Source organism: Flavobacterium sp. UGB4466, from assembly GCF_903469665.1.
Taxonomy (GTDB): Bacteria; Bacteroidota; Bacteroidia; order Flavobacteriales; family Flavobacteriaceae; genus Flavobacterium; species Flavobacterium lipolyticum.
Genome location: NZ_CAGKLC010000161.1, coordinates 1 through 6,566, shown reverse-complemented (window position 1 = coordinate 6,566; position 6,566 = coordinate 1). Strand labels below are relative to the sequence as shown.

8 protein-coding genes and 1 tRNA gene are annotated in these 6,566 nt (G+C 33.1%); 2 read left to right on the top strand and 7 right to left on the bottom strand.

Annotated elements, in window-relative coordinates:
* Nucleotides 1–147 precede the first annotated feature (147 nt).
* Entirely contained in the window at nucleotides 148–468 is a 321-nt protein-coding gene (locus JO950_RS20820) for a DUF1493 family protein (protein WP_202704360.1), read from the bottom strand.
* Between the two features lie 304 nt (nucleotides 469–772).
* Nucleotides 773–1,933, bottom strand: coding sequence for a histidine decarboxylase (locus JO950_RS20815; protein ID WP_202704359.1), 1,161 nt, complete (start codon nucleotides 1,931–1,933; stop codon nucleotides 773–775).
* A 153-nt stretch (nucleotides 1,934–2,086) separates the two neighbouring features.
* Here JO950_RS20815 and JO950_RS20810 point away from each other — a divergent pair, with 153 nt between their 5' ends.
* Nucleotides 2,087–2,539: an Lrp/AsnC family transcriptional regulator gene (locus JO950_RS20810; protein WP_202704358.1), complete on the top strand. Its 453-nt coding sequence runs from the start codon at nucleotides 2,087–2,089 to the stop codon at nucleotides 2,537–2,539.
* Nucleotides 2,540–2,608: 69 nt separating this feature from the next.
* Here JO950_RS20810 and JO950_RS20805 read toward each other — a convergent pair whose 3' ends face one another.
* The 5 genes from JO950_RS20805 to JO950_RS20785 all read right to left on the bottom strand — a co-directional run bounded on the left by JO950_RS20805 (nucleotide 2,609) and on the right by JO950_RS20785 (nucleotide 5,777).
* Nucleotides 2,609–3,100, bottom strand: a complete 492-nt coding sequence (locus JO950_RS20805) for a hypothetical protein (protein ID WP_202704357.1) — start codon at nucleotides 3,098–3,100, stop codon at nucleotides 2,609–2,611.
* Nucleotides 3,097–3,519, bottom strand: a complete 423-nt coding sequence (locus JO950_RS20800; protein WP_202704356.1) for a hypothetical protein — start codon at nucleotides 3,517–3,519, stop codon at nucleotides 3,097–3,099. The genes JO950_RS20805 and JO950_RS20800 overlap by 4 nt, the downstream gene beginning before the upstream one ends.
* A gap of 64 nt (nucleotides 3,520–3,583) precedes the next feature.
* Nucleotides 3,584–4,207, bottom strand: a complete 624-nt coding sequence (locus JO950_RS20795) for a hypothetical protein (protein ID WP_202704355.1) — start codon at nucleotides 4,205–4,207, stop codon at nucleotides 3,584–3,586.
* Between the two features lie 55 nt (nucleotides 4,208–4,262).
* Nucleotides 4,263–4,844 (bottom strand): Crp/Fnr family transcriptional regulator, encoded by a 582-nt coding sequence (locus tag JO950_RS20790; protein ID WP_202704354.1) that lies wholly within the window; start codon nucleotides 4,842–4,844, stop codon nucleotides 4,263–4,265.
* A 198-nt stretch (nucleotides 4,845–5,042) separates the two neighbouring features.
* Nucleotides 5,043–5,777: a hypothetical protein gene (locus JO950_RS20785; protein WP_202704353.1), complete on the bottom strand. Its 735-nt coding sequence runs from the start codon at nucleotides 5,775–5,777 to the stop codon at nucleotides 5,043–5,045.
* Between the two features lie 567 nt (nucleotides 5,778–6,344).
* Between JO950_RS20785 and JO950_RS20780 the strand changes: the two genes are divergently transcribed.
* Nucleotides 6,345–6,416: transfer RNA gene (locus JO950_RS20780), tRNA-Glu, on the top strand.
* The last annotated feature ends 150 nt before the right edge of the window (nucleotides 6,417–6,566 follow it).

The window sequence follows — 6,566 nt, the reverse complement described above, 5'->3', positions numbered from 1 at the left end:
CTCCCGACTTTTCTTAATTCTATTTATATTAATCATCATTTCCAAATTACATCTTCTACAAGAAAACTTAATCACTTTGCGGGTGCGAAGTCAGAGACATTCGCCACAGCGTTGCAGATGAACACTTCGCCGAGCGGGACGGTATACTTAGAGATCAGGTTCAAACCATTCCCCTTTATTTATAATTGATAACAAATGTTCCACAGTTAATGATTTCTTTTCTTTTTTCGTTCGAAAGATTCTTCTAAAAATTGAAATCAATATAAATTCATCTTCATCAAAATATTCATAATAATCAAAAGCATTCATATCTATGTTAAATTTTGTTTTAAATAAACCTATAAAACAATCATTATCTTCTGATATTGTTTGGAGCTTATTTACTGCCGTGTCCAAATTGATATTATCTACCTCAAAAACTTCATTTATCAACAACTTGAGCTGCATCAAATTATAATGATCATTCATAATGCTTTTTTTAAAGTGTTGCTCTATCAATAGTATATCCCGCGCTTGGCCAAGCCTCCCCCCTCTTCGAACTGTTCTCTTGAGTGTTACACAAATATCTCTGATTTTGTGTCTTCTCTAAAAACAAATCTAATATAAAAAACGAAAACGATATCAAACTTCTGACTTTACCTCAAGTTTAATACAAAATTGTATTATTAGTATTCAAACCACTTACAATACAAAAAAGCGTAAAGTCAGAGACATTTACGCTTTTTTTATAAGCTCTTTTACAGAACAGAATGAACCATACTATTCTAAAACACTACCAACTGAATTCTGCCATTTCTTCCGGGGCTTCAATGCAATTTTCTACGTCGTTGATAAACAAGTCGATTTGTTCTTTGGTTACGTTTGGCATGCAGATAATATGAGAGATATCGCCCTCAGTGGCTAATTGCCATTTTGATTTCACTTCTTCGGTTATTTTTGGAAAAACTACAGTGATCGAATTTGGATTTCTCCAGGCAGCAATTCCCATGTCTTTTAATCGCTGCTCACAGTATTCCGCTACTTCCAGACTGTGTAAATAACGCTTTTTTAAACCTTCAATCCCTAATTTTTTCAGGGTAAACCATAAAAACAACGGGGAATGCCCATTTCTGGATCCTGTAATCGTCGTATCTAAGGAACCGATATATGAGATCCCTTTCGAGATTCTGTCTCTATTAGAACGCTTCGTGATAATAACACCGGTTGGAATTGGTGAACCAATAAATTTGTGTCCGCTGATGGAAATACTGTCCGCACCATCCATAAAATCAAAAGGAAGTCGCGGTTCCATAAAAGCACCATAACTTCCGGATAAGGCTGCATCACAATGGATGTAACTATCCTGTATGGCTAATGCTTTTAGAATGTTTTTAATTTTTGATACGTCGTCTTTGGCTTCTTTCATTGTGGTACCAAAAGTAGTCAGTACAATAGCCGGTTTATGGCGATTCAGTTTCAACGTGTTTTCAAAATCCTCATAATCAATCTCACCATTTTCCTGTGAGCGAATAACGATACTCGGAATGTTGAGCAAATGAATGTTTTTACGCACACTGTAATGGGTTGATTCCGAATAATACACCATTGCTTTTGGATATAATTCTCTTGCGAGATACAGTCCGTACAAATTACTTTCAGAACCGCCATTGGTAACGTAACCCCAATAATCTTTTGGATTGGCGCGGAATAATTTGGCAAAAAAGCCAACCACTTCTCTTTCCAGTTCGTGTGTTTGTACTTTGTAGGTACAGTCTTCAAAAGGATCACCAAGATTATTGATCGGATATTTTAAAAAATGACTGATTTCCGAATAATCAAAATCTTTGGATACAGGATAGCCCAAGAAATTATCTCTGGCATTTTCGATGTATTGATTCAAATCGACTAAACGTTGATTGTCTTGTATGGATAATGATTCTGAAATAGGTGCCATAACATTTAATTTTTCTGTAAATGTACTTTTTATGGTTTAATATTCTTTATTAACAATAAAACTCAAAATATAATTCTAAATTTGAATCATAATTAAGTTTTTTAATATTGAATTTACTATTTCTTTTTTCTAAAACCATATAATTATTCTGAGATGGATGCCATAGATAAAAAAATATTGATGCTTTTGCAGCAAGATGCGAAGCAAAATACCAAAGAAATTGCCGATAAAATAGGCTTATCTGTTTCTCCCACCTTTGAGAGAATCAAAAAACTGGAACAAAAGCAGTACATCAAGAATTATGTCGCTTTGCTGGATTCTGAAAAAATTGGAAAATCAATCAGTGTATATTGTCAGGTTACTTTGGCGGTGCACTCACGCGAATTGATAGATGATTTTAAACAGCATATTCTGGTATTGCCCGAAATAATGGGTTGTTTTCACGTGTCGGGAAATTATGATTTTTTACTGAAAGTGGCGGTCAATGATATGAACGAATACCAAAAGTTTGTGATCGATAAATTATCGGTTATCAAAGGGATTTCAAATGTGCAAAGTTCATTTGTGATGGAAGAAATAAAAAATGATTTTGCCTATAATTTATAAAAATTCCAAAAAAAACATACTGCTTTTCATCAGGAACTCTTCCCTTAATGGGGTAGAATTTTTAGGAATTTATTTCTTTTTGGGCTTAAAAATTCTTCTTAAAAACCTTATCCAAATGGTCCACTTGTTATTTTTCTTTTCCTTTGTAAAATGGTTTTCGACTTTATCAAATGCATCTTCAATATAAGAATCGTGCAGCCAACGAATTGCAAAGACCCATTTTAGGGTCGCCAAACCTATTGTATTCATATCAATAGAATGTTTCAGCTCGGTTACATTAGTATCTAACTGCGTAATTTCAAACTTATGAAATCCATTAAATCCTTTTGGTTCTGTAAATTGAAATTGAATATAATGGTCCGGCTTATAATCCATAACGGTATATCTTATTTGCCCGTGTCCACCCTTTGAACCAATACTTAATCCGTTGTCTAATCGCATTGGCGGCCATTTGTCTGTTGCCAGCATCATATCGTTTCCAGACGATAAGGTTCTAAACAATTCTTCGATTTTGTGTTTAGGCTGATTAATTATTCTTGTATGCAGATTGATTACTTTCATAACAAAATGTTGTTTTCCGCTCTCCATTTTTGCAACCCGCCAATTAAAAACAAAAGCCCGATTATTATAGCCACTAAAGAATATATTGTTTCAGCTATTGAGTTTGTTCCCTGTATTGTATCAGCAATTAATTCTCCTATTCCACGCAGCAGATATATTCCGGCAATTAAAAAGATAACCGGTTTAAGAAATGGCAACTTTCTAAATTTATTAGCTGCCGAAAGGCCGTAAAGACCGAAAATAAAAAACACAATAGCCACAATAATGGTCAGCAGATAAGGCAAAGTACTGTGCTTTTGAGCTAGTGTTGCCATTTCTTTTCCAATTCCCGTAATTTCAAACATCTGGTCCGCCCATAACAATCCGACGATGTGAGCGATTGCAATTACAATATTGATATATCCTCCTAATTTTAGCATAATTTATTTTTTTTGAAGTTCTTAGATACACCAGTAAACCAATCGGCAAAATTTCTTTTCTCAATCATACTTTCTTTATTTTTTCTATTATTATTCTGTATTCCTTTGGGAATGTTACTCCATTAAAATGATTGGTCAGTCCATAAAATAGAATGATTGTTAACACAAATCCGAATATAAGAATTGATTTTGCCTGTTGTGCCGGAGTTAAACTCAGAACATTGCTTTTCATCTTTTTATTATGAACGGAAGCGATATGTCCGAAAAAAGAAAGAATTGCAAGTCCGTAATACGGAACAAAAAACCAATAAAAAGGAAAGGTATTAAGGCCTGCCACACCAAAATAAAAATTGGTATCGAGATGTAAAAAGAGGCGGGCGATGAAAACAGCACTCACATGAACAATTAGAAAAAAAGCCAGGTAAAGTCCCGTCCAAATATGTAGTTTCTCAAAATGGGATGTTGCTGTTTTTCTGCTTTTCTTAAAAAGATTGATTCCTGATACAATTTGAACCAAAACTGCCACTAATAAAATTGTCTCAACAAAAGTATTGCGATAAAACAATCGTAAAGTATCCATTATTGCAATGTGGGTCACCACACCAAAAATGCTGCAAAAATGATTGAATAGATGTAACCCAATAAAAACTGTAATGGTTAGCCCTGAAATAGAATGAATTCGTATCATCTCATTTGATTTCTGCAAAGTTCAATCAACTTATTGAAAATCCATTTGATCTAAATCAAATTCGGTATTTTGGGTTGCGAATCCGGCTCAAAGTTTCAAGCGTCACACCAATATAGGAAGCAATGTGTGTTAACTGAACGCGTTGAATAATATCGGGGCGCGTATCTAATAGACTTTTATATTTCTGCAAAGCGCTCTCAAATTGTATCGAAACAACTCTTTCCCGCAATTTAAGCATTGTTTTAGTTACCGCAATTCCTCCTAATTTCTCAAAACAATGATGTTTATCGCTCAATGCCAATACTGTTTCTTTTGAAATTTGCAACAAAGTTGTGGGTTCTAGCAATTCGATATTGTATATCGTTGGACCGCCTCGGAAAAAGCTATCAATGGCACTTACAAAATCACCCTCAAATGCAAACCAATCTGTAATATCCCTGCCATTTTTAGTATAATAGGCTCTTGCACTTCCACTAATTATAAAATAGAGTTTATCGGCAAACTGGCCTTCTTTTACAAGCACTGTCTCTTTATCAAACGTCAAAACTTTTGCCCCTCTTTTGAGATCGTCTTTACATTCCTCTGTTAACGTAACGTAGGTGGTACTTATAGTTTCTATTATTTGTTCAATGTACATAAGATCGTTTTCTCTGAAGTGGGACACCGTATTTTTGTTTGTAATTGTGGTGTTAGAAGCACAAATGCTGAATTAAAACACCGATATCAAATATACATACAAATGTTCAATTAGGTATCATAAGTAGCACTACGATGTAAGTGAAGGCATCTGCGCAACTTTTATGGCGATTTCGAAGAGCTATAATATTTACTAATTTTAGCAGCTTGTAGGGGTATTAAATATAAAATACTTTTCTACTATTTGATTTGTTTTACTATTCTTTGCTCTTATTTTATAAATGTATTTAGTTGTAAAAAAACTAGTGTCTATTTTTTCAAGAGATTTAATATTCTTTATATCATCAAACCATTCAGCTCCACAATTTTTTTCTACAGCAAGTTTGAGTTCGTCAATCGTAAATTTTATTGGAGGATCCGCACTTTCATCAAAATATATAAATTTTAAATCTTCCTGATTGATTTTAAGCTTTCTCCATTCTGACCTGTAACTTTTCCAATTGTCAATAACACAAAGTGGAACTTCAATCTCTCGTTCTGTTTCAATTCCTATTTTCACTTCAATTTGTCCATACAATTCTATCTCTTCAAACTCAGTTTGTTCAATCTTAAATGTTTTGTCAAACATCCAATCACCAGGAATAAGATTAAAATAAACAGTATCTTTTTCTGCTCTATAAGTATAATCATCCTGATCTGATTCATTACGCCAATCCATTTCAACCTCTTTTATCAAATCTTTTACTAAAATGGTTAAGTCGGAAAATTTAACTTTCACATTATTATTTACATTCTCTTTTTTAGCTGTTATTAAATCTTCTTCCTGCTCAACCAAAATCTCTTTCTTATTTAATCTTTCGTTTAACTCTTTTTTCCTTTCCTTGCAGGAGAATAATAAAAAGCAAATTAGTACTATCTTAGATATAATTTTCATGGTGGTAAGTGAAGTTTAAATGGTTAATTTTTCCAAGCACTAAAAATATATTTTTTATCCATTTTTATTGATTTCCTCTAAAGTTTTTTTTAAAAGAAACTTATCCAGAATATAATTCCGATTCATTCCCAAAAAAGCCGGTGCTATTTTTGTTTTTATGTCCTGCAATTAATTTATGATTTGATTCAGATTGCAAGTGCGAAACCAAAATACATTCGCACAATATACTTTTAAGTTTTATCTGATATCTACTTTTCTTGAAAAATCCTCGAAAAATCCCAAATAAAACGCATGAATTTTCCTTCAAAACAAATAATTGCAAAAATATTTTTCATTTTTTTTGAAAGGCATCATTTTAATAAAAGAAAAGAAAAATCTTATTTCCTGTTTTTTACTGTCAAAACAACCAATTCTTAATCAAATGAATACAACTTTAATTCATTCTACCCCTCTGCGATTGGTTATTTCTAAAGGCCCTGTTTCCAGAATAAGCCAGAAAAAAATTTTCAAAAAAGCTATTGTGTATTCTAAAAACAGTTGTATTTTTGCACCCGCAACAACAAAGCAGGTCCGTTCGTCTATCGGTTAGGACGCCAGGTTTTCATCCTGGTAAGGGGGGTTCGATTCCCCCACGGACTACTTATCAAAACAAAAGCTTCAGATTTCTCTGAAGCTTTTTTTATTGGGATTTTGTAGGGAGAAAAATTACTTTGGATCAGGTTCAAAAGTTGGGGATTAAGCAAAAAGATTAGATAATCTGAACAAGAAAAAATCTATATTGCTCACTCC